Here is a 22269-nt window from a genome sequence, read left to right on the forward strand (position 1 = left end):
CTTGGCCTCGTCGGCAGGTCGTTGGGGATGCTGCCCCGACCGGGGGCGCTTGCGGTGCAACCTAATCGGCGCGCGGTCTCGACAGGTCGCGGTCATGACCGACCTCACACGGCGGCCGGCTCCACGAGCTCGACGAGCACGCCGCGGGCGTCCTTGGGGTGGATGAAGTTGACCCGGGAGTCGCTCGTGCCCCGCTTGGGGGTGTCGTAGAGCAGCCGGAGGCCGCGCTCCCGGAGCGTGGCGCACACGGCGTCGATGTCCTCGACCCGGTAGGCCAGCTGCTGGATGCCCTGCCCGTTGCGGTCGAGGAACCTCGCGATGGTCGACTCCGGGCTCAGCGGCGCGAGCAGCTGGATGCAGGTGTCGGAGTCGCCGACCCGCAGCATCGCCTCCCGCACGCCCTGCTCCTCGTTGACCTCCTCGTGGGCCAGCTCCATGCCGTAGGCCTCGCCGTAGAAGGCGATCGCGTCGTCCAGGTCGGGGACGGCCACGCCCACGTGGTCGATGGTGGTGAAGAGTGCAGTCATGCCCGCAGCCTATGGAGGGGGCCGCTCGGACGGGAGGGGTCCGACCTGTGAGGCCGACCACCGTGCCCGTGTGTCCGGGCCCACCGTGGCAGCCCCTGCCCAGCGCCTCCCGCCCTCGCTAGGCTGAGTGCACGAGCTGTGGCGCCCGGGGGTGCCACACGACCCACAATCGTTGGAGGCATCCCACATGTCCGAGCGTCCCGTGTCCGTCATCGTCGCCGGGGCCCGCACCCCGATGGGTCGCATGAGCGGCTCCCTCAAGGGTTTCTCGGGGTCCGACCTCGGTGGCTTCGCCATCAAGGGCGCACTGGAGAAGTCAGGCGTCACGGGTGAGCAGGTCGACTACGTGATCATGGGCCAGGTCCTCACCGCCGGTGAGGGGCAGATCCCGGCCCGGCAGGCCGCGATCAAGGCCGGCATCCCCAAGGACGTGCCCGCACTGACCGTGAACAAGGTCTGCCTCTCCGGGCTGGACGCCATCGCCCTGGCCGACCAGCTCGTCCGTGCCGGCGAGTTCGACGTGGTGGTCGCCGGTGGGCAGGAGTCGATGACCAACGCCCCGCACCTGCTGCCCAAGAGCCGCGACGGCATCAAGTACGGCGATGCCAAGCTCAAGGACTCGATGGCCTACGACGGCCTGCACGACGTCATCACCGACCAGGCGATGGGCGCGCTCACCGAGGCCAAGAACGCCGACACCTCCGAGTTCTCCCGCGAGGAGCAGGACGCCTTCGCCGCGGCGAGCCACCAGAAGGCCGCCAAGGCCTGGGCCGAGGGCCGCTTCGCCGACGAGGTCGTCCCGGTGCAGGTCCCGCAGCGCAAGGGAGACCCGGTGGTCTTCGACACCGACGAGGGCGTGCGCGGAGACACCACGGCCGAGTCCCTGGGCAGGCTGCGCCCCGCCTTCGCCAAGGACGGCACGATCACCGCCGGCTCCGCCTCGCAGATCTCCGACGGCGCCGCCGCGGTGGTCGTGATGAGCAAGGAGAAGGCCCAGGAGCTGGGCCTGACCTGGCTCGCCGAGATCGGGGCCCACGGCGTCGTCGCCGGCCCGGACTCCACGCTGCAGGCCCAGCCGGCCAATGCGATCGAGGCGGCCGTGAAGAAGGAGGGCGTCGCCGTCGGTGACCTCGACCTCGTCGAGATCAACGAGGCCTTCGCCGCCGTCGGGCTCTCCTCGACCAAGCAGCTGGGCCTCGACCCGGAGAAGGTCAACCCCAACGGTGGCGCGATCGCCATGGGGCACCCCCTCGGCATGTCCGGCGCCCGGATCGCCCTCTCCCTCGCGCTGGAGCTGAAGCGCCGCGGTGGCGGCCTCGGTGCCGCCTCGCTGTGCGGCGGCGGCGGTCAGGGCGACGCCCTGCTCGTGCGCGTGCCGAGCGCCTGAGGTTGATCCGCCACGTCGACGTCCCCGTCCTGGTCGAGCAGACCAGGGCGGGGATGCCGCGTGCCATCGGCCGGGCGGTCTCCCTCGTCGACGACCAGCACCCCGCGCTGCGGGAGATCATGGCCGCGCTCGCGGCCCACACCGGCGGCGCCCACGTCATCGGGATCACCGGGGCGCCCGGGGTCGGCAAGTCCACGACGACCAACTCGATCGTGGCGGCCCTGCGCCGGCGCGAGAAGCGGGTCGCCGTGCTGGCCGTCGACCCCTCGTCCCCCTTCTCCGGCGGTGCCCTCCTGGGAGACCGGATCCGGATGGAGGAGGCCGCCGGCGACCCGGGGGTCTACGTCCGCTCGCTCGCCACCCGAGGTCACCTGGGCGGGCTGTCGGTCTCCGCGCCGCAGGCCATCAGGGTCCTCGACGCGGCCGGGTTCGACGTCGTCATCGTCGAGACCGTCGGGGTCGGTCAGTCCGAGGTGGACATCGTGCGCCTCGCCGACACCACGCTCGTGCTGCTCGCCCCCGGGATGGGCGACGGCATCCAGGCGGCGAAGGCCGGGATCCTCGAGATCGGCGACGTCTTCGTCGTCAACAAGGCCGATCGCGCCGGTGCCGATGCGACGGTGCGCGACCTGCGGCACATGATCCAGATGGGGGAGGGGACCGCCCCCGGCGGTTGGCGGCGCCCCGTGGTGCGCGCGAGCGCCCTCGAGGGCACCGGGGTGGAGGAGACCGCCGATGCGGTCACCGGCCACCTCGAGTGGCTGGCGCGCACCGGCACCCTGCGCCGGCGGCGCACGAAGCGGGCCGGTGACGAGGTCTCCGGGCTCGCCCTGGCCCAGCTGCGCGCCCGCATCGGTGACCTGGACGCCGCGGGCAGCCTCCCCGCGCTGGCCGCGCGCGTCGTCGACGGCGCGCTCGACCCCTACGCCGCCGCCGACGAGCTGCTCGCCTCGATCGGGGCCGGCACCGGGTAGCGGCGACGGGTCACCACCGGCACCTCCGTGGGTCGGACGCGTCCCGTGGGGTGGTCAGCGCTTACGCTGTTCCCTGAGATGAGTGACGAGACTTCACGCGAGCTGATTGCCGGTCGCTACGAGGTCGTGCGCCAGATCGGCCGCGGCAGTGGTGGCGCCGTGTGGTTGGCGCAGGACAGCCTGCTCGGCCGCCACGTGGCGATCAAGCAGATCGGGGCCTTTCCCGGCGAGAGCGAGGCGGACACCCGCCGCGCCATCCGGGAGGCCCGGCAGGCCGCTGCGCTGAACCACCCCAACGTCGTCGCGGTCTACGACGTCGTCGAGTACGACGAGGTCCCCTGGCTCGTCATGGAGTACGTCGACGGGCCCACGCTCGCCTCGGCGATCCGGGAGCGCGGGCCGATGGCCCAGGTGGGGGTGGCCGACCTCGGGGCACAGCTGGCCGCGGCCTTGTCGGCCTCGCACCGCGCCGGGGTCGTGCACGGGGACATCAAGCCCTCCAACGTCCTCATCGGCCAGGGCCGTCCCAAGATCAGCGACTTCGGGATCGCCCGCAGCAACGTCGAGCAGCAGTTCACCCAGGTCGGGGTGGCGATGGGCACGCCGAACTTCACCGCGCCCGAGGTGGCAGTCGGCGGCAAGCAGACCGGCGCCGCGGACGTGTGGTCGCTCGGCGCGACGCTCTACTACGCGATCGAGGGGCGGGAGGCCTTCCCCCTGCTCGAGCCGCCGCTCGCGACGCTGCAGTACATCGCGACCAACCCGCCCCGGACCCCGCAGCGTGCGGGCGCCCTCGAGCCGATCCTCGCCGACATGCTCTCCCGCGACCCCAACCGCCGGGGAACCATGGCCGACATCTCCCGGCGCCTGGAGCACCTCGCGGCCGGGGAACGGATGCGTGCCAACCCGCCGGCTGCCGCGGGGGCCGGATCGCCCGGCCCCACCGCTGCCGGTGCGGCCGCCGCAGGCGCGGCTGGTGGCGCAGTGGGCGGGGCTGCTGCCGCCACGGGGGCCCCGGGGCCGGCCGACCCCACCGACGCGCCCGGCCCGGAGGGGGACGCGCAGGCACCCGAGGTCGAGGGCGCCGGCGTCGAGGACGAGGCCGGGACCGAGATGCACATGGTCACCGAGCCGCCGCGCGCGGACGGCGGCAGCACCATCGCCTGGGTGGTCGCGATCATCCTCGCCCTGCTCCTCGCGGCGCTGGCCGTCGGCATCGTCGGGATCGGTGACGACGAGGGCTCGGCAGCGAGCACCACCTCCTCGACCAGCGAGGACACGCCCGAGTCGGAGGCGCCCGAGGCGGCGATCAACTTCGTCGAGCGGGCCGGCACCTTCGTCCAGCACTACTACAAGACTGCTCCGAAGGACCCGTCGACGACCTGGAACCAGCTCTCCGAGTCGGCCCAGGAGGCCGAGGGCGACGAGTCGGACTACGTCGACTTCTGGAACGGGGTGAAGAAGGTGAAGACGGACGATCTCGCCGTCGACCCCGAGAGCGGCAAGGTCACCCTCAAGGTCACCTATGAGATGAAGGGTGGCAAGACCAAGACCGAGAAGGTCAACCACGTCGTCAAGGACGTGGATGGCCAGATGTTGATCGAGAAGTAGCCCCGGGAGGCATCGTGCTCATCGCGTTCTCCATCGCCCCCTCGTCCCCCGACGAGACCGGCTCCTACGCCGAGGCGGTCGCGGCGGCCCTGCGGGTCGTCCGCGACAGCGGGCTCCCGCACGACCTCGGGTCGATGTTCACCACCCTCGAGGGGGAGTGGGACGAGGTCATGGCCGTGATCAAGTCCTGCGTCGATGCCATGGGTCCGTACGGGGACCGGGTCTCCCTCGTGATGAAGGCCGACATCCGGGCCGGGCGGACCGGGATGATCACGGAGAAGGTGCAACGGGTCGAGGGCCTTCTCGGGGAGCAGTGAGCGGTGGGACAGAATGGTCCCATGAGTGACCCGACCCGTGCCCTGCGTGGAGCCGTCGACCTGTCCGGACTGGGCGATTCGTCGCGTGAGCCCGGTGCCACCCCCACCACACCGTCCGCACCGGCCGGTGCCCCGGCCCCGGGAGGCGCCCCCGCCGCGGGCGGACGGGCTGACGGGGTCCTCGTGGAGGCCACCGATGAGACCTTCAACCAGATCGTCGCCCGCACGAGTGCGGTGCCCGCGCTCGCGGTCGTGTGGTCCTCCCAGCACCCGAGCAGCCGGACGCTCCTGGACGACGCGGTCGACATCGCCTCGGGGCTCGACGGGCGGCTGCAGATCGTGGGCATCGACCTCGTCTCCAGCCCCGGGGTCCAGCAGGCGCTGCAGCCCCAGGAGGTGCCGCTCGCCCTGGGGCTCGTCGCCGGCCAGCCGGTCCCGCTCTTCAGCGGGCTGGTCGAGCGCGAGCAGCTGCGCCAGGTCGCCGACCAGCTGCTCCAGCTCGCGGTCCAGCACGGCGTGACCGGCCGGATCAGCGGCGCGGAGCCCGGCGAGGACGCGGAGCAGGAGCTGCCGCCGCTGCACCAGGAGGCCTTCGACGCGATCGAGCGCGGGGACCTGGACGCCGCGTCCGCTGCCTACGAGAAGGCCCTGGCCGAGAACCCGAAGGACGCCGATGCCGAGATCGGCCTCGCCCAGGTCGGCCTGATGAAGCGGACCCAGGACGTGGACCTCAATGCGGCGCGCGAGGCCGCCGCCGCCGACCCGAAGGACATCGACGCCGCCCTCGTCGTGGCCGACCTCGACGTGCTCGGTGGGCACGTCGAGGACGCCTTCACCCGGCTCATCGATCTCGTGCGGGTGACCGCGGGCGAGGAGCGGGACCGCGTCAAGACCCGGCTGCTCGACCTCTTCGCGGTCGTCGGCAACCACGACGAGCGGGTGCGCAAGGGCCGGACGACCCTGATGAGCGCCCTCTTCTGACCCTGCGCGGACGCCGCCCCGTCAGGCGGGGACGAGGTAGAGCGCGCTCAGCGGCGCGACGTCCACCTCGACCGACCAGCCGCGGCCGTGGTGGGGACGCTCCTCGGCCGTGAGGACGACCCCGGCCCGGCTCGGGGAGCCCTCGGCGTCGTAGCCGCTGGTGTCCAGCGCGACCCGCCACCGGCCGTCCCGCGGCAGCCCCACCCGAAGGGGGCAGCGCCCGACCCCACCGAAGTTCACCACGACCACGACCTCGTCCCCGGCCCCGTCGGAGCGCACGAAGGAGACGGTGTTGCCGTGGTTGTCGTCGGGGTCGAGCCACTCGAAGCCCGCCGGCGCGAAGTCGAGGCGCCACAGCGCCGGGTGCCGAGCGGCGAAGGCGTTCAGCTCGGCCACCAGGTCCCGGACGCGCCGGTGCGCGGCGTGCTCGAGCAGCCACCAGTCGAGCGAGCGCCCGTCCGCCCACTCGCTCGTCTGGGCGAACTCGGTCCCCATGAAGAGCAGCTGCTTGCCGGGGAAGGCCCACTGGTAGGCGTAGAAGGCACGCAGCGTCGCCAGCCGGGCGCCGTCGTCGCCGGGGATCTTGTACGGCATCGATCCCTTGCCGTGGACGACCTCGTCATGGCTGATCGGCAGCAGGTACTGCTCCGCGTAGGCGTACATCATCGCGAAGGTCAGCAGGTTGTGGTGGTGCTGCCGGTTGATCGGGTCCTCGGCGAGGTAGGCGAGGGCGTCGTTCATCCAGCCCATGTTCCACTTCAGACCGAAGCCGAGGCCCCCTTCGCTCGTCGGGGCGGTCACCCCGGGCCAGGCGGTCGACTCCTCGGCGACCGTGATGATCCCGGGGCAGGTGCGGTACGCGGTCGCGTTGACCTCCTGGAGCAGGTCGACCGCCTCGAGGTTCTCCCGGCCGCCGTGGACATTGGGCAGCCAGTCGCCGTCCCCGCGCGAGTAGTCCAGGTAGAGCATCGCCGCGACGCCGTCCACGCGCAGGCCGTCGACGTGGAACTCCTGCAGCCAGTACAGCGCGTTCGCGACGAGGAAGTTGCGCACCTCGAGTCGCCCGAAGTCGAAGACATAGCTGCCCCAGTCCGGCTGCCACCCGCGCCTCGGGTCGGGGTGCTCGTAGAGCGGCAGTCCGTCGAAGCGCACCAGTGCCCACTCGTCGGTGGCGAAGTGCCCCGGGACCCAGTCCAGGATCACGCCGATGCCCGCCCGGTGCAGCGTGTCGACCAGGTGGCGGAAGTCGTCGGGGGAGCCGAAGCGGGCATTGGGCGCGTAGTAGCTCGTGACGTGGTACCCCCACGACGGTGGGTAGGGGTGGTCCATCACCGGCAGCAGCTCGACGTGGGTGAAGCCGAGCTCCCGGACGTACTCGACGAGCTGCTCGGCGAGCTCGCGGTAGCCCAGCCCCTCGCGCCAGGAGCCCAGGTGCACCTCGTAGACGCTCATCGGCCCCGAGTGCGGGTCGCGCGCCGCCCGCCGCTCCAGCCACGCCCCGTCCTGCCAGAGGTGCTCGCTGCCGGTGACCACCGACCCGGTGGCGGGGGCGCGTTCGGCCGCCCGGGCGAGCGGGTCGGCCTTCTCCCGCACCACGTCGTCGGCGCCACGGACGGCGAACTTGTACACCGCCCCCTGCGCCACGTCGGGGACGAACAGCTCCCACACCCCGGACTCCCCGAGCCGGCGCATCGAGTGACTGAGGGGGTCCCAGTCGTTGAAGTCCCCGATGACGTGCACCGCCTTCGCCCGCGGCGCCCACACCGCGAAGGAGGCCCCGCGGACCTCGCCCATCGGCCCGGAGTAGCTGCGCAGGTGGGCGCCGAGCACGTCCCAGAGCCGCTCGTGGCGCCCCTCGTTGATCAGGTGCAGGTCGAGCGCGCCGAGGGTGGGGGCGAAGCGGTAGGGGTCGTCGGTGACGTGCTCGACGCCGTCGTCCCAGGTCGTGAGGACGCGGTAGTCCATGGTGGCCGTCGCCCCCGGACGCAGACCGGCGAAGATCCCGTCCTGCTCGTGCCCCAGGTCGATGACCGCGCCGTCCTCGAAGCGCACCCGCACCCGGGTGGCCATGGGGCGTCGGACCCGCACCCGCAGGCCGCCCGGCTCCACGTGCTGGCCGAGGACGTCGTGCGGCTGGGCGGCGCGGCCGTGGGCGATGGCCCACAGCGCGTTCGGGAGTGCGGAGTCCGGGATCGGCGTCACGGGTGTCCCTCCAGGATTCGGGCCACGGCGGCGGTCGGCAGGTGCAGCCAGGTCGGGCGGTGGCGGGCCTCGTAGACGACCTCGTAGAGCGCCTTGTCCAGCACGAAGGCGGTGAGCAGCTCCGGGAGGTCGCGCGGGTCGGGGGCGGTCTCGGCGTAGCCGTCGAGGAAGGCGAGGACGGCCTCCTCCCGCCAGGCCTCCGCCGCGGCCACGGACCGCCCGCCCGCCCCGACCGTGTCGATGACGGTGCCGGCGACGTAGTCCAGCGACCGCAGCATCCCCGCGACGTCGCGCACGGTGCAGTCCGGTGCGTTGCGCTCGGTGAGCGGGCGCAACGGCTCTCCCTCGAAGTCGATGATCACCCAGCCCCGCCCGGGCACCTCGAGCACCTGCCCGAGGTGCAGGTCACCGTGGATGCGCTGCAGCCGCGGCCACGTGGCCGCCTCGGCGGCGTCGAGGACGGCGCGGATCGCGGGCTCGTGCGCGGCCAGGGCCGGCACCTCACCCACGGCCGCCGCGGCTCGCCTGCGCATCCGGCGCACCTGCTCGGCGACCTCCTCCGGACCCGGCGCGTGGGTGGGCAGCGCGGCCGCGAGCTCGGTGTGCACCCCTGCCACCGCCTGCCCCAGCGTGTGGAAGGAGGGGCCCGGTGGTTCGCTACCGGTCCCTCGGGTCCCACGCTCCGCCTGCCGGAGACACACCCGCCAGGCGTCCTCCGCCCCGTCGAGGAACTCCTGCGCCACGGCCAGCTGGCCGGTGTCCCGGCCCTGGCCGTCGGCGCGCTCCCAGCCGCCCGTGACGTGACCGACCCCCGCGGGGACGAAGGGGGACCCGCCCAGTGCCTCCGGCAGCGTGATGTCCGGGTTCTCCCCGGCGTGCAGGGTGCGGAAGATCTTCATGATGACCGACCGCCCCTCGTCCGGGGTGATGACGACGGAGGTGTTCGACTGCTCGCCGGCGAGCACCCGGAAGGAGGCCACCTGCGGCTCCTCACCCCAGTCGGGGTGCGGGTGGCCGACGACGCCGGGGTCGGGGGTCTCGGACACCGAGCCGGACTGTGCCTCGGCCCGCCCGCGCAGCAGCGCCAGCAGGCGCTCGAGGTAGACCGGGTCGTGCGGGGCGTCGTAGACCCACCGGTGGCCGAGCACGGAGTGCTCCATCTCGCCGATCAGCCCGTCCGCAGCGCCCTCCAGCGGGGCGCCGCGGTAGGTCAGGGGCACCTGGATGACGACGGGTTCGGGGGCCCCCTTCGAGGCGGCTCCGTCGCGCCGCCCACGCGGACCGTGGGACCCGAGGGCATCGCCTTCGACGAGGAAGACGATGGTCTCGATGCCGACCTCGCCCGCCGGGTCGTCGAGGCGCCACGAGCCCAGCCGGCGCAGCCGCGGTCGCCCGCGCCCGGTGTACCACCGCTGGCCCACGACCCACTCCTCGACGAGCTCCCCCTTCGTCGGGGTGAGCCGGGCGTCGAAGATCTCGGCCATCAGGACCTCCGGCCCCGCTGCACGGTCACGATGTGCACCGGCTCGGCATCGGCGCCGAGCCGCACGAAGTTCGCCCGGCCCCACTCCCACTGCTGGCCGGTGACCAGGTCGGTGACGGCGAAGCGCTCGTCGTGGTCCATCCCGAGCGCACCCATGTCGAGGCGCAGCGTGGACTCCCGCGTGCTGTGCGGGTCGACGTTGGCGACGACGATGACGAGGTCCTCGGTGCCGTCAGCGCGGGTGGCCGCCTTGCTGTAGGCGAGCAGGTTCTCGTCGTCGACGTGGTGGAAGGTCAGGTTCCGCAGCAGCTGCAGCGCCCGGTGCTCGCGGCGGACCCGGTTGAGCATCGTGAGCCAGCCGGCGAGCGAGGCGTCGCCGACCTCCTCCCAGCGGCGGTCCTTCAGCTCGTACTTCTCGTTGTCGATCTGCTCCTCGGAGCCCGGGCGCGCGACGTGCTCCATGAGTTCGTAGCCCGCGTAGATGCCCCACGTCGGGACCATCGTGGCGGCCAGCGCCGCCCGCACCTTCCACGCCGCCGGCCCGCCGAACTGCAGGTAGGGGGTGAGGATGTCGTGGGTGGTCGGCCAGAAGCTGGGGCGCATGTACGCGGCCGCCTCGCCGGCGACCTGCTTGCCGTACTCGACGAGCTCGGGTGCGGTGTTGCGCCACGCGAAGTAGGTGTAGCTCTGCTGGAAGCCGACCTTGGCCAGGGTGTGCATCATCGGCGGGGTCGTGAAGGCCTCGGCGAGCCAGATGACGTCCGGGTGGTCCTCGGCCACGTCCGCGATGAGCCACTGCCAGAACTCCACCGGCTTGGTGTGGGGGTTGTCGACCCGGAAGATCCTCACCCCGTGGTCGATCCACACCTGCACCACCCGGCGCACCTCGCGGTAGATGCCCTCGGGATCCCGGTCGAAGTTCAGCGGGTAGATGTCCTGGTACTTCTTCGGCGGGTTCTCCGCGAAGGCGATCGAGCCGTCGGCCCGCTCGGTGAACCACTCCGGGTGCTCGCCGACCCACGGGTGGTCCGGCGAGCACTGCAGCGCGAGGTCGAGGGCGACCTCCAGGCCGAGCCGCTCCGCCTCCGCCACGAGGGCGTCGAAGTCCTCGAAGGTCCCCAGGTCCGGGTGGATCGCGTCGTGCCCGCCGTCGGGGGAGCCGATCGCGTAGGGCGAGCCCGGGTCGTCCGGCCCGGCCTCGAGGGTGTTGTTCGGCCCCTTCCGGGCGCTCGTGCCGATCGGGTGCACCGGCGTCAGGTAGACCACGTCGAAGCCCATGTCGGCGATCGCGGGCAGCCGGCGCGCCGCGGTGCGCAGCGTGCCGGTGGTCCACCGGCCGGTCGTCTCGTCGCGGCGCGCCCCCTCGCTGCGCGGGAAGATCTCGTACCAGGAGCCGTACAGCGCCCGCTCCCGCTCCACGAGCAGCGCCAGGTCGGCGCTGCCGGTCACCAGCTCACGCACCGGGTGGGCGAGCAGCTCCTCGGCGGCGGCACCCGTGGTCACCAGGTGCAGCGCCGCGGTGGGGTGGTGCTCCTCCCTGCCCTCGAGGACCTCGAGGGCGGAGCGAAGGGCGAGGCGCCCCTCGATGCCTCGGGTCGGGTCGGCGAGCGCCCGGCGCAGCAGCAGGACACCCTCCTCGAGCATCAGCCGGGTGTCCACGTCGGCGCGGACCTTCACGGTCGCGTCGCGCACCCACGTCGCCCACGGGTCCGACCAGCCCTCGACCCGGTAGCGCCACCAGCCCTCCCGGTCGGCGACCACCTGCGCTCCCCACTCGGCGAGCCCGGGGTTGTGGCAGGTCATGGGCACCCGGTGCTCGGTGCCGTCGGGGTCGGTGAGCACGACGGTGGCACCCACCGCGTCGTGGCCCTCCCGGAAGACCGTGGCGGTCACCTCGAAGGGTTCGCCGACCACGGACTTCGCCGGGCGCGCCCCGTGGTCGATGCACGGTGCCACGTCGAGGACCGGGATCCGGCCGAGGGGATGCTGCGGCGGCGCGGAGACCGGTACCCGGGCCGCTCGGCGGGCGTCGGGGGCGGAATTGGAGGCATCGGCGTGCACACCATGCAAGGTACCCGTCGTGGGCACTTGGCGCCCGGCCCGTCGACCCCCCAAGATGAGGGTGTGAAGGCCATCCGACGCTTCAGCGTCCGCACCGCGCTGCCCCAGCCCCTCAGTGCCCTCGACGAGCTCGCCATGAACCTGCGGTGGAGCTGGCACGCCCCGACCCGGGAGCTCTTCGCCCGGATCGACCCGCAGCGCTGGGAGGAGGCCGGGCACGACCCGGTACGGCTGCTCTCGACCTTCTCCGCCGGGGAGCTGGAGGAGCTGGCCCGGGACGAGGAGCTCGTCGCGGGCGTGGCGGCGGCCAAGGAGGAGCTGGACGGCTACCTCGGCGCGCGCCTGTGGTACCAGCGCGCGATGGAGCCCTCGGACCCCGAGGCGCGAGGAACCGGCTCCCACGCGCCGCGTGGGAGCCTCGAGGGGCCCGCCTCGATCGCCTACTTCAGCCCGGAGTACGGCATCACCGAGGTGCTGCCGCAGTACTCCGGCGGCCTGGGCATCCTCGCCGGCGACCACCTCAAGGCGGCCTCCGACCTCGGGGTGCCGGTGATCGGCGTCGGGCTCTTCTACAAGACCGGCTACTTCGAGCAGAGCCTGGATGCCTCGGGGTGGCAGCAGGAGACCTATCCCGTCCTCGACCCGCAGGGCCTGCCGCTGCAGCTGCTGCGCGAGGACGACGGCACCCCGTGCCTGATCACCCTCGACCTGCCCGACGGCCAGGTGCTGCGCGCCCAGGTCTGGCGGGCCCAGGTCGGGCGGGTGCCGCTGCTGCTCCTCGACTCCGACGTGCCCGGCAACGACGACGTCATGCGGGGTGTCACCGAGAGCCTCTACGGCGGGGGCGGCGAGCAGCGGTTGCAGCAGGAGCTCCTCCTCGGCATCGGCGGTGTGCGCGCACTGCGCCTGTGGTCCCGGCTCACCGGCGCGCCGGAGCCGGAGGTCTACCACAGCAACGAGGGCCATGCCGGCTTCCTCGGTGTCGAGCGGATCAGCGAGTTCACCTCCCGCGGGATGGACTTCGCCGAGGCGCTCGAGGCCACCCGTGCCGGCACCGTCTTCACCACGCACACGCCCGTGCCGGCAGGCATCGACCGCTTCGACGCCGGGCTCATCGAACGCTACTTCGGCGAGGGGCACGGGCTGCCCGGGGTGCCGGTGGAGGAGCTGCTCGCCCTCGGCGCCGAGACCTACGAGGGCGGTGCGGACGGGGTCTTCAACATGGCCGTCATGGGGCTGCGGCTCGCGGCCCGCGCCAACGGCGTCTCGCAGCTGCACGGCGTCGTCTCCCGGGGGATGTTCGACGGTCTGTGGCCGGGCTTCGACGACACGGAGGTGCCGATCACCTCGATCACCAACGGCGTCCACGCACCGACGTGGGTCGATGGCCGGGTCCGGGAGATCGCCGCCGAGCACCTCGGCGGGGCGCTGCGCTCCCCGGGGCGCCAGTGGGAAGGCGTGCCCGACATCCCCGGCGAGGCCATCTGGTCGGCGAAGGGGGCGATGCGCGCCCAGCTGGTGCAGGAGGCGCGGGAGCGGCTGCGGGCCAGCTGGTCGGGGCGGGGCGCCACCGAGGCCGAGCTCGGCTGGACCGAGTCGGTGCTCGACCCGGACGTGCTGACGATCGGCTTCGCCCGGCGGGTGCCGACGTACAAGCGCCTCACCCTCATGCTGCGCGACCCCGAGCGGCTGCGCTCGCTGCTGCTGCACCCGGAGCGGCCGGTCCAGCTCGTCATCGCCGGCAAGTCCCACCCGGCCGACGAGACCGGCAAGGCGCTGATCCAGCAGATGGTGCAGTTCGCCGACGACCACGACGTGCGCCACCGGATCGTCTTCCTGCCCAACTACGACATCGGGATGGCCCGCTCGCTCTACCCGGGCTGCGACGTCTGGCTGAACAACCCCCTTCGTCCGCTGGAGGCCTGCGGGACCTCGGGCATGAAGGCCGCGCTCAACGGTGCTCTCAACCTCTCCGTCCTCGACGGCTGGTGGGACGAGTGGTTCGACGGGGAGAACGGCTGGGCGATCCCAACCGCGGACGGCGTCGAGGACGAGGACCGGCGCGACGACATCGAGGCGGCCGCGCTCTACGACATCATCGAGCACAAGGTGGCGCCGCGCTTCTACGACGTCGACGAGCAGGGGCTGCCGCAGCGGTGGCTCGAGATGCTGCGGCACACCGTGATGACGCTCGGCCCGAAGGTCCTCGCGACGCGGATGGTGCGCGACTACGTCGAGCGGCTGTACGTGCCCGCGGCCCGGGCGGGTGCCCGGGTGGCGGCGGACGACTTCGCCGGTGCGCGGTCGCTGGCCGGCTACGCCAAGCGGGTGCGCGAGGGGTGGCCCGAGGTGCGGGTCGAGCACGTCGAGGGCAGCGGGATCTCCGACTCGCCGATCGTCGGCGAGGAGCTCTCGGTCGACGCCTACGTCGCCCTCGACGGTCTGGACGCCGCCGAGGTCGACGTGCAGGTGGTCGCCGGTCGGGTCGACACGGGCAGCGACGAGCTCCTCGACTGGGCTGCGACCTCGCTGGAGCTCGTCGAGCGCTACCCGGACGGTCGGGCGAAGTTCGCCGGCCGGGTCCCGATCGCCACGCCGGGCCAGTTCGGCTGGACGGTGCGGGTGCTGCCCCGGCACGAGCTGCTCGCCTTCCCCTCGAGCCTGGGCCTGGTCGCCAACGCCTGACCCGCCCTCGCCGGGAATAGGGGTGGTCGGGGAGCGGTTGTCGCCTCCCGTGGAGTACAACCTCTGGGGCCTGACGAGACGGCTCGACGTCGACCTGCAGCGGCACGGCGCGACCCGATGATCGCGGCTGCGTGAGATCGCAGCCCGCTCATCCCCCTTCGTCACCCCAAAAGGAAATCGCTCCCGTGCTCGCACCACTGAAGCGTGTCTCGTTCGGCACGCAGGTCCTCATCGGTCTCGTCCTCGGCGTCGTGCTCGGCATGGTCGCCCGTCAGCTGGGCGGCACCGAGGCCGACCCCAACTGGCTCACCCAGACCCTCGACGTCGTCGGTTCCTCCTTCGTCAGCCTGCTGCGCGCGATCGTCCCGCCGCTGGTCTTCCTCGCGATCGTCGCTTCCATCGCCAACCTGCGGCAGGTCACCGGCGCGGCCCGCCTCGCCGGGCAGACGCTGCTGTGGTTCGCCGTGACCGCCCTGCTGGCCGTCGGGACCGGCGTCGGCCTCGGCCTGCTCATCGACCCGGCGAACGGCGCGCAGGTGACCCGTGACCAGGCCGCCGCCCCGGAGAGCACCGGTTCGTGGCTGGACTTCCTCACCGGCATCATCCCGACCAACCCGCTCGGCATCGAGGGGTCCGTCGAGGCCGGTTCGGTCGCCTTCGACTTCAACGTCCTGCAGATCCTCGTCATCGCGATCGTCGTCGGCATCGCCACGCTCAAGGTCGGCGAGCAGGCCGAGCCCTTCCTCACCTTCAGCCGCTCCGCGCTCGCGGTCGTGCAGAAGGTCCTCTGGTGGATCATCCGCCTCGCCCCGATCGCCACCGTCGGCCTGCTCGGCACCGCCGTGGCCACCTACGGCTGGGACGCGCTCGGCTCGCTCGGCCGCTTCGTCGCGGCGATCTACATCGGCCTGGCCATCGTGCTCGGCATCATCTACCCGGCCCTGCTGCGGGTCCACGGCCTGTCCGTGCGTCGCTTCTACGGGGGCGCCTGGCCGGCCATCCAGCTCGGCTTCGTCTCCCGCTCCTCGATCGGCACGCTGCCCCTCACCCAGAGCGTGACCGAGCGCAACCTCGGGGTGCCGCGGGAGTACGCCTCCTTCGCCGTGCCGCTCGGCGCGACGACCAAGATGGACGGCTGCGCGGCGATCTACCCGGCGATCTCGGCGATCTTCGTCGCCCAGTTCTTCGGCATGTCCCTCTCGCCGACCGACTACCTGCTCATCGCCTTCGTCTCGGTCATCGGCTCCGCCGCGACCGCGGGCGTGACCGGCGCGGTCGTCATGCTCACCCTCACCCTCTCCACGCTCGGCCTGCCGCTCGAGGGCGTCGGCCTGCTGCTCGCGGTCGACCCGATCCTCGACATGGGACGCACGGCCACGAACGTCGCCGGGCAGGCACTCGTCCCGACGCTCGTGGCCGCCCGCGAGGGGATCCTCGACACGGTCGCGTACGACCGGCGCTCCACCGGCGACGTGTGGGAGGACGAGGAGGCAGAGCTCGAGGGCGCCGAGCCCGCTCCCGTCACCGCCTGACCCCCTGCGCCGGGTCGAGGTGATCTCGCTCGACTGCGGTTCGAGGTTCCAGCGACCGTCTATTCGGTCGCTGGAACCTCGACTCAGGTCGCGTCGTCGGCGCGGTAGACCCGCACCGTCGACGCGGAGACCGGCACCTCACGCCCGTCCACGGGGACGAAGGGGGCTCGAACGGCCGGTTCCTGCGGTGTGACCGAGGAACCTCGAAGGGCTTCGTCGGCCGGACGCTCCCAGGCGCTGTCCCAGAGCAGGTGGTAGCCGCCCACCCCCGGCGGTGCGGGGAGGGTGAGCGTGGCGTCCTCGCCGCCGCCGTGCAGCACGACGAGCAGCGATTCGTGCCCGAGATGGCCCCCGCTGAGATACATCTGCAGCGTGCGCACCCGCCCGTCGTCCCACTGCCCGTCCATGAGCTCCCCGGCGGCGTCGTACCAGGCGATGTCGGTCGAGCCGTCCTCCGAGACCGGGCTCCCGGTGAAGAAGCGCCGCTGCCGCAGCGTCGGGTACCGCCGTCGCAACCCGACGAGGAAGGCCGTCGTGTCGACGAGGTCCTGTTGCCACCCCTCGAGGTCCCAGTCCACCCAGGAGATCTCGTTGTCCTGGCAGTAGCGGTTGTTGTTGCCCCGACCGGTCCGCCCGAGCTCGTCGCCCCCGGTGAGCATCGGGACGCCGGTCGCGAGCAGCTGGGTCGCCATGAGGTTGCGGATCGAGCGGCGTCGCAGACCGAGCACCACGGCGTCGTCGGTGTCTCCCTCGACCCCGTGGTTCCAGCTGCGGTTGTCCTCGGTGCCGTCCCGGCCCCCTTCGCCGTTGGCCTCGTTGTGCTTGTGGTCGTGGCTGGTCAGGTCGCGCATCGTGAAGCCGTCGTGGGCGGTGACGAAGTTGATCGACGCCTGCGGCCCGCGCACCGGCCCCGAGAAGAGGTCCTCCGACCCGGCGAGCCGCGTCGCCAGCTCGGCCACCCCGTGCTGCGCCTCCTCGCCGCGGCGCACCCGCCCGAGGTCGACCAGCCAGAAGTCGCGCGCGGCGTCGCGGAAGCGGTCGTTCCACTCGCTGATCGGCTCCGGGAACTGACCGGTGCGCCAGCCGTCCGGCCCGACGTCCCACGGCTCCGCGACGAGCGTCACCTCGGCGAGCAGCGGGTCGTTGCGCAGCGCGGTGAGCAGCGGGTGGTCCGGGTCGAAGACGCCGTGCCGGTCCCGCGCCAGCGCGGTCATCAGGTCGAAGCGGAAGCCGTCGACGTGGCACTCGCCGACCCAGTAGCGCAACGAGTCCAGGACCATCGACGCGACGACGGGGTGGGTGACGTCGAGCGTCCCGCCGCAGCCGGTGACGTCGACGTCGCGGCCGTGCTCGTCCAGCCGGTAGTACGCCTGACCGTCCAGCCCCCGCCAGGACAGCGTCGCGTCCGTGACCGACTGCTCCGCGGTGTGGTTGTAGACCACGTCGAGCAGCACCGCGATGCCGGCGGCGTGCAGCAGCTTGACCATGCCCTTGAACTCGCGCAGCGCCTCGGCCGGCTCCTGGTCGGAGGCATAGGGCAGGTGCGGGGCGAAGAAGCCGGTCGTGTTGTAGCCCCAGTGGTTGGTCAGGCCGAGGTCGCGCAGGTGCGGCTCGTCGGTGTGGGCGTGCACGGGCAGCAGCTCCAGCGTCGTCACCCCGAGGCGGTGCAGGTGGGCGATCGTCGCCGGGTGGGCCATGCCCGCATACGTGCCGCGGAGGTGCTCGGGCACCCCCGGCAGCAGCAGCGTCAGCTCGCGCACGTGCGTCTCGTAGATCACCGAGTCGCCGAGCTCGACGTCGGGGGAGCGGTCCTCCCCCCAGTCGAAGGAGGTGTCGATGATCACCGACCGCGGGACGAAGGGGGCCGAGTCCCCGCAGGAGCGTCGCCCCGGCTCGTGCTCCCCGGAGGGGTGCACGACGTGGGCGAAGACCGCCGGGTCGTAGGTGACCTCGCCCTCGACGGCGCGGGCGTAGGGGTCGAGGAGGAGCTTCGCCGGGTTGTGCCGGTGGCCCTGCTCGGGTGCCCAGGGACCCTCGACCCGGAAGCCGTACCGGGTCCCGGGGCCGACCCCGGCGACGTGGCCGGACCACCAGCCGTGGCGCCGGGTGGGCAGCTCGCACCGCGTCTCGGTGCCGTCGGCGGCGAAGTGGCAGAAGAGGACCCTCGTCGCGTGGGAGGCGAAGACGGCCACGTCCGCCCCGCCGGGGACCGGGTGCACGCCGGGTCGCGGCGCGCGCGGGAGCGGCTGGGCGCGCGAGGTCGGCATGGCTGACAGCGTATGCAGTAGGTACGTTTGGGCTCATGAGTGATCCCACCGCGATCCCGAACTTCGGCCCCAACAACAACGGTGACTCCGGTAGCTCCGGCGAGACCGGGCAGCAGGAGGAGGCGCTGCGCGACCGGGTGCAGGCCGCCCTGACGGAGCTGGGCCTCGAGCCCAGCGTGGACAAGGACGGCGACGTCGCCTTCACCTTCTCCGAGCAGCAGATGTTCGTCCGCTGCACCGACGACGAGTCCAACGTGCTGCGCGTCTTCGGCCAGTGGGCCCTCGAGGACCCCGTGCCGAGCGACCCGAACGAGCGGCTGCAGGTGTGCAACGACCTCAACGTCGCCTTCAACCTCGTCAAGTCCGCCGTCGCGGGTGACACCCTCCTCGTGACGAGCGAGCACATCCTGCCGCGCGGCGCCGACGTGCGCGGCCTGCTCGGCCTCGCGCTGCCGCTCGTGCTCCAGGGCGTCCAGCTCTGGCACCAGCGGGCCACCGGCCAGGAGCCGGGCGGCGAGGGCGCCGGGCAGGGTGAGCAGGGCGCGGAGGGCCAAGCATGACCGACATCGTGCGCGTCGAGGTCGAGGGTGGCATCGCCGTCATCCGGCTGGACCGGCCGAAGATGAACGCCCTGGACGCCGACATGCAGCGGCGCCTCCTCGACGCCGCCACCCGGGTCTCCGACGACGCGGACGTCGCCGCGGTCGTCGTGTGGGGCGGGGAGAAGGTCTTCGCCGCGGGCGCGGACGTGAAGGAGATGTCCGACATGTCCTACACGGACATGCTCGAGCACGTGCGTCTGCTGCACGCCTTCAGCCGCGGCCTCGCCGCGATCCCGAAGCCGACCGTCGCCGCGGTCACCGGCTACGCCCTCGGCGGTGGGCTCGAGACCGCGCTCAGCTGCGACTTCCGGGTCGTGGCGGAGAACGCGAAGATGGGCCTGCCGGAGATCCAGCTCGGCATCATCCCCGGCGCCGGCGGCACCCAGCGGCTCCCGCGCCTCGTCGGCCCGGCGAAGGCCAAGAGCATGCTCTTCACCGGCCGGCACGTCGGCGCCGAGGAGGCGCTCGCGATCGGTCTGGCGGACCAGGTCGTCCCCGCGGATCAGGTGCTCGACGCCGCCAAGGCGATGGTCGCCCCCTTCGTCGGCGGTCCGGCGGTCGCCCTCCGCGGCGCCAAGGAGGCCGTGGACCGCGGTCTCGAGGTGGACCTGCAGACGGGCCTGGAGATCGAGGCGCAGATCTTCTCCGGGCTCTTCGCGACGAAGGACCAGAAGACCGGCATGCGCAGCTTCGTCGAGAACGGTCCCGGCAAGGCGACCTTCGAGGGAGCCTGAGCCGATGAGCGACCCGAGCGCGACCTCCTCGGCGGCGACCGCCGAGGAGGTCGAGCGCGCCTGGCAGGACAACACCCTCGCCCAGGTGCTCTACCACGACTGGGAGGCGGGCAGCTACGACGAGAAGTGGTCGATCTCCTTCGACGAGCGCTGCACCTCGATCGTGCGCGACCGCTTCATGCGGGTGCTGCGTTCCGGCCTCCGGCCGGGGGAGTCCGCTCCCTACCGACGGGTGCTCGAGATCGGCGCCGGCACCGGCTTCTTCTCGCTCAACCTGCGTCTCGCCGGTCTCGTCGAGGAAGTCTCGGTCTCCGACCTCTCCCCGGGCATGGTGCAGGCGGCGCAGCGCAACGCCGAGCGCCTCGGCTTCACCGTCGAAGGGAGCGTGGCCGCGGCGGAGTCGCTGCCCTACCCCGACGAGTGCTTCGATCTCGTCGTCGGGCACGCCGTGCTCCACCACATCCCCGACGTGGAGGCCGCGCTCGCCGAGGTGCTGCGGGTGCTCGCGCCCGGGGGGCGCTTCGTCATCGCCGGTGAGCCCACGACGATCGGCAACTGGTATGCCCGCCACCTCGGGCGGCTCACCTGGGAGACGGCTACCCGGGTGACCCGGTTGCCGCCGCTGCGGCGGCGGTGGGCCCGCGAGCAGGAGGAGCTGGACGAGTCCTCCCGCGCCGCCGCGCTGGAGGCCGTCGTCGACCTGCACACCTTCGACCCCGCCGACCTGGCCGCGACCGCCCGCCGCGCCGGAGCGGGGGACGTCGGGACCGCGACCGAGGAGCTGGTCTCGGCCTTCGTCGGCTGGCCGGTGCGCACCTTCGAGTACGCGGTCAACCCGGAGCGGCTCGGCTTCGGGTGGGCGCGTTTCGCCTACGGCACCTGGGTCCGGCTGATGAAGCTCGACTCGGCGCTCGCCCGCGTCGTCCCGCAGCGCTTCTTCTACAACGTCGGCATCACCGGCACCAAGCCGCGGAGGTGAGCGCGCTGCCCACGTGGTGGCACTGGGCCCGGTGGGTGATCGCCAACCGTGCCTGGAGCCACCACCACCTGCTCGGTTACCTGCGGATGCTGCGCGCCCGGGCCCGGGTGCCGGGTCTCGTCTTCGAGGGGCCCTGCTTCATCGGGCCGGACGTGCAGTTCCAGGTCGCTCCCGGCACGGCCCGGCTCGTCGTCGGTGCCTACACCCACATCGGTGGCGGAAGCGCCCTTCGCGCCCACGAGGGGACGCTGCGGATCGGACCCAAGACCGTCATCGGTGTCCGCAACACCGTCAACACGTGGCTGGACGTCGAGATCGGTGCGTCGTGCATCTTCGCCGACGACGTGTACGTGTGCGACTTCGACCACCGCACCGAGGACCTGGACGTGCCGATCAAGGACCAGGGCATCGTGAAGTCCCCGGTCCGCATCGGCGACGACGTGTGGGTCGCGACGAAGGTCGTGGTCACCCGGGGCAGCGACATCGGCCCGCACTCGGTCGTGGCCGCCGGTGCGGTCGTGCGCGGGCAGCACCCGGAGCTCTCCCTGATCGCGGGTGTCCCGGCGCGGGTCGTCAGGCGAAGGGAGCAGGCCCCGCCTCCCGATGACCTGGACCTGCCGCCGGAGTGGGCATGATGGCGGCATGAGCAGCGAAGCCCTCGACGTCCTCGTCCTGCACGTCCCGAGCGAGTCCACCGAGGCGGTGCTGGCCGCCCTCTTCGAGGCCGGCGCCGGTGAGGTGGGGGAGTACCGGGAGTGCGCCTTCGTCCTGACGGGGCGGGGGCAGTTCCGCCCGGTCGGCGGAGCGGACCCCGCGATCGGTGAGGTGGGCGAGCTGACGCACGTCACCGAGGACCGGGTCGAGATCACCCTGCAGCGCTCGCGGCGCCCGGCGGTCGTGGCCGCGCTGCGGGCCGCCCACCCCTACGAGGAGCCCTCCTTCCACGTCCTCGAGGACGCCGCGTCCGGGGGCGCCACCGCGTGACGGCGGCCTGCCGATGTGGCGAACGGCACCCGCCGCCGTCTTGGATGGGGGCACCCGGCTCGATAGCGTGATGAGAACCGGGAACCCCCTTCTCGGGCGAGAGCCCGGCTCGGAGGTACCCGTTCCCAGCACCCGCACCCCAGGAAGAGGACGATTCACCGATGAACATCGTCGTCTGCGTGAAGCACGTTCCGGACGCACAGTCCGAGCGTGGGTTCAACGAGGACAACACGACCGATCGCCAGTCCGTCGACGGGCTGCTCTCCGAGCTGGACGAGTACGCCGTCGAGCAGGCGCTGCAGCTCGGCGAGGCGAACGAGGGTGAGGTCACCGTCCTCACCGTCGGCCCGGCCGACGCCGCGGACGCGGTGAAGAAGTCCCTCCAGATGGGCGCCGACAAGGGCGTGCACGTCTCCGACGACGCGATCGCCGGGTCCGACGCCCCCGCGACCTCCCTCATCCTGGCCGAGGCCATCAAGAAGATCGGCACCCCCGACGTCGTCCTCACCGGTATGGCCTCCACCGACGGCACCATGGGCGTCGTGCCCGCGATGGTCGCCGAGCGCCTCGGGCTGCCGCAGGTCACCTACGTCTCCGAGCTGGCTGTCGAGGGCGGCGCCGTGAAGGCCCGCCGCGACGGCGACACCGCGAGCGAGACGATCGAGGCCTCCCTCCCGGCGCTGGTCTCGGTCACCGACCAGATCAACGAGCCGCGCTACCCCTCCTTCAAGGGGATCATGGCCGCGAAGAAGAAGCCGGTCGAGGAGTGGGCCCTGGCCGACCTCGGCGTCGACGCCGGCCAGGTCGGCCTCGCCAACGCCTGGACCCAGGTCGAGGCCACCAACAAGCGCCCGCCGCGCGAGCAGGGCACCATCGTCACCGACGAGGGCGACGGCGGCACCAAGCTCGCCGAGTTCCTGACCACCCACAAGTTCGTCTGAGC

The 22269-nt window shown here is 72.5% G+C and carries 18 protein-coding genes; 13 read left to right on the top strand and 5 right to left on the bottom strand.

What is annotated here, in order from left to right; all coding sequences use genetic code 11:
• Window positions 1–104: 104 nt before the first annotated feature.
• The gene (mce, locus tag JCO01S_RS02205) at window positions 105–527 is read right to left on the bottom strand and encodes a methylmalonyl-CoA epimerase (protein WP_068250023.1); all 423 of its coding nucleotides are present in this window, start codon (window positions 525–527) and stop codon (window positions 105–107) included.
• 187 nt (window positions 528–714) lie between these two features.
• Here mce and JCO01S_RS02210 point away from each other — a divergent pair, with 187 nt between their 5' ends.
• The 5 genes from JCO01S_RS02210 (at window position 715) to JCO01S_RS02230 (ending at window position 5797) form a co-directional block, all read left to right on the top strand.
• Window positions 715–1914 (top strand): acetyl-CoA C-acetyltransferase, encoded by a 1200-nt coding sequence (locus tag JCO01S_RS02210; RefSeq protein WP_068250025.1) that lies wholly within the window; start codon window positions 715–717, stop codon window positions 1912–1914.
• Window positions 1915–1916: 2 nt separating this feature from the next.
• On the top strand, window positions 1917–2888 hold the full coding sequence (gene meaB, locus JCO01S_RS02215) for a methylmalonyl Co-A mutase-associated GTPase MeaB (protein ID WP_245634305.1): 972 nt from the start codon (window positions 1917–1919) through the stop codon (window positions 2886–2888).
• Between the two features lie 78 nt (window positions 2889–2966).
• A complete protein-coding gene (locus JCO01S_RS02220; protein WP_068250027.1) occupies window positions 2967–4499 on the top strand; it encodes a serine/threonine-protein kinase in 1533 nt (510 codons plus the stop codon).
• Between the two features lie 14 nt (window positions 4500–4513).
• On the top strand, window positions 4514–4816 hold the full coding sequence (locus JCO01S_RS02225) for a thiamine-binding protein (RefSeq protein ID WP_068250030.1): 303 nt from the start codon (window positions 4514–4516) through the stop codon (window positions 4814–4816).
• Between the two features lie 21 nt (window positions 4817–4837).
• Entirely contained in the window at window positions 4838–5797 is a 960-nt protein-coding gene (locus tag JCO01S_RS02230; RefSeq protein WP_068250033.1) for a tetratricopeptide repeat protein, read from the top strand.
• 21 nt (window positions 5798–5818) lie between these two features.
• Here the strand turns inward: JCO01S_RS02230 and glgB are convergent, their stop codons facing one another.
• Genes glgB through JCO01S_RS02245 form a run of 3 tightly spaced genes read right to left on the bottom strand, consistent with a single transcriptional unit; the run spans window position 5819 to window position 11543 of the window.
• Window positions 5819–7999 carry a 1,4-alpha-glucan branching protein GlgB gene (gene glgB / locus JCO01S_RS02235; protein ID WP_068250036.1) on the bottom strand — a complete coding sequence of 727 codons (2181 nt, stop codon included), beginning with the start codon at window positions 7997–7999 and terminating at the stop codon, window positions 5819–5821.
• A complete protein-coding gene (locus tag JCO01S_RS02240) occupies window positions 7996–9483 on the bottom strand; it encodes a maltokinase N-terminal cap-like domain-containing protein (RefSeq protein WP_068250039.1) in 1488 nt (495 codons plus the stop codon). The genes glgB and JCO01S_RS02240 overlap by 4 nt, the downstream gene beginning before the upstream one ends.
• Complete coding sequence (locus tag JCO01S_RS02245) at window positions 9483–11543, bottom strand: alpha-1,4-glucan--maltose-1-phosphate maltosyltransferase (RefSeq protein WP_068250041.1); 2061 nt, start codon at window positions 11541–11543, stop codon at window positions 9483–9485. The genes JCO01S_RS02240 and JCO01S_RS02245 overlap by 1 nt, the downstream gene beginning before the upstream one ends.
• 63 nt (window positions 11544–11606) lie before the next feature.
• Between JCO01S_RS02245 and glgP the strand changes: the two genes are divergently transcribed.
• On the top strand, window positions 11607–14228 hold the full coding sequence (gene glgP, locus JCO01S_RS02250; RefSeq protein ID WP_068250045.1) for an alpha-glucan family phosphorylase: 2622 nt from the start codon (window positions 11607–11609) through the stop codon (window positions 14226–14228).
• 185 nt (window positions 14229–14413) lie between these two features.
• A complete protein-coding gene (locus tag JCO01S_RS02255) occupies window positions 14414–15760 on the top strand; it encodes a dicarboxylate/amino acid:cation symporter (RefSeq protein WP_068250048.1) in 1347 nt (448 codons plus the stop codon).
• An 83-nt stretch (window positions 15761–15843) separates the two neighbouring features.
• Here the strand turns inward: JCO01S_RS02255 and glgX are convergent, their stop codons facing one another.
• Window positions 15844–18027 (bottom strand): glycogen debranching protein GlgX, encoded by a 2184-nt coding sequence (glgX, locus tag JCO01S_RS02260; protein ID WP_084342558.1) that lies wholly within the window; start codon window positions 18025–18027, stop codon window positions 15844–15846.
• Between the two features lie 35 nt (window positions 18028–18062).
• Between glgX and JCO01S_RS02265 the strand changes: the two genes are divergently transcribed.
• From JCO01S_RS02265 to JCO01S_RS02290, 6 genes are all read left to right on the top strand, one after another.
• Window positions 18063–18587: a T3SS (YopN, CesT) and YbjN peptide-binding chaperone 1 gene (locus JCO01S_RS02265; protein ID WP_068250051.1), complete on the top strand. Its 525-nt coding sequence runs from the start codon at window positions 18063–18065 to the stop codon at window positions 18585–18587.
• A complete protein-coding gene (locus JCO01S_RS02270) occupies window positions 18584–19363 on the top strand; it encodes an enoyl-CoA hydratase/isomerase family protein (protein ID WP_068250054.1) in 780 nt (259 codons plus the stop codon). Before JCO01S_RS02265 ends, JCO01S_RS02270 begins: the two co-directional genes overlap by 4 nt.
• Before the next feature lie 4 nt (window positions 19364–19367).
• Entirely contained in the window at window positions 19368–20342 is a 975-nt protein-coding gene (locus tag JCO01S_RS02275) for a class I SAM-dependent methyltransferase (protein ID WP_068250057.1), read from the top strand.
• Complete coding sequence (locus JCO01S_RS02280) at window positions 20339–20977, top strand: acyltransferase (protein WP_068250060.1); 639 nt, start codon at window positions 20339–20341, stop codon at window positions 20975–20977. The genes JCO01S_RS02275 and JCO01S_RS02280 overlap by 4 nt, the downstream gene beginning before the upstream one ends.
• Window positions 20978–20984: 7 nt before the next feature.
• The gene (locus tag JCO01S_RS02285; RefSeq protein ID WP_068250063.1) at window positions 20985–21326 is read left to right on the top strand and encodes a YqfO family protein; all 342 of its coding nucleotides are present in this window, start codon (window positions 20985–20987) and stop codon (window positions 21324–21326) included.
• A gap of 161 nt (window positions 21327–21487) precedes the next feature.
• Window positions 21488–22267: an electron transfer flavoprotein subunit beta/FixA family protein gene (locus JCO01S_RS02290; RefSeq protein WP_068250066.1), complete on the top strand. Its 780-nt coding sequence runs from the start codon at window positions 21488–21490 to the stop codon at window positions 22265–22267.
• The last annotated feature ends 2 nt before the right edge of the window (window positions 22268–22269 follow it).

The organism is Janibacter corallicola NBRC 107790 (assembly GCF_001570965.1).
Lineage (GTDB): Bacteria > Actinomycetota > Actinomycetes > Actinomycetales > Dermatophilaceae > Janibacter > Janibacter corallicola.